1 pseudogene is annotated in these 415 nt (G+C 57.1%); it reads right to left on the reverse strand.

Annotated features, from left to right (window positions below):
- Window positions 1–193 precede the first annotated feature (193 nt).
- Window positions 194–415: pseudogene (locus AB1462_RS32290) on the reverse strand (Tn3 family transposase); the annotation flags it as partial.

Consider the following 415-nt stretch of genomic DNA (forward strand, 5'->3'; position numbering starts at 1 on the left):
CTCGACAATCTTCTGATGAGCATCGAGCTCCATCTGTCGGTAAGAAACGGCCTCCGGCCAGTCGAGGAGTGGTGCATCTTTCTCCAATTTCCGCATTTCCCGCCATACCTGCGTTGTGCGCTTCTGGCTACACGAGGGCATCGCGTTGAAAGTACGCTAAACAACGCCAATGGTGAACGGGTGGGGAGCGTCGTCATGCCGCCCGCTTTTTGGACGAGAGGTTGAGCAGCTTTCGGTTCGTTGCCAACGCGGCGCGATCCGAGTGAAAATCGCCGGAGAAGGCGATATGCTCCCATCCTACCGGCGACGTGTGAGCCAGTAGGTCATCCGGAACGAATTCGCCCGTTGATCGCAGATTGGCCACGGCGTCGGCCATCTAGGTGGAATTCCAGTAGACGATTGCTGCTATGACGAG

Origin of the sequence: Pseudomonas sp. SB113, assembly GCF_040754745.1 — a bacterium.
GTDB classification, from domain to species: Bacteria; Pseudomonadota; Gammaproteobacteria; order Pseudomonadales; family Pseudomonadaceae; genus Aquipseudomonas; species Aquipseudomonas grimontii.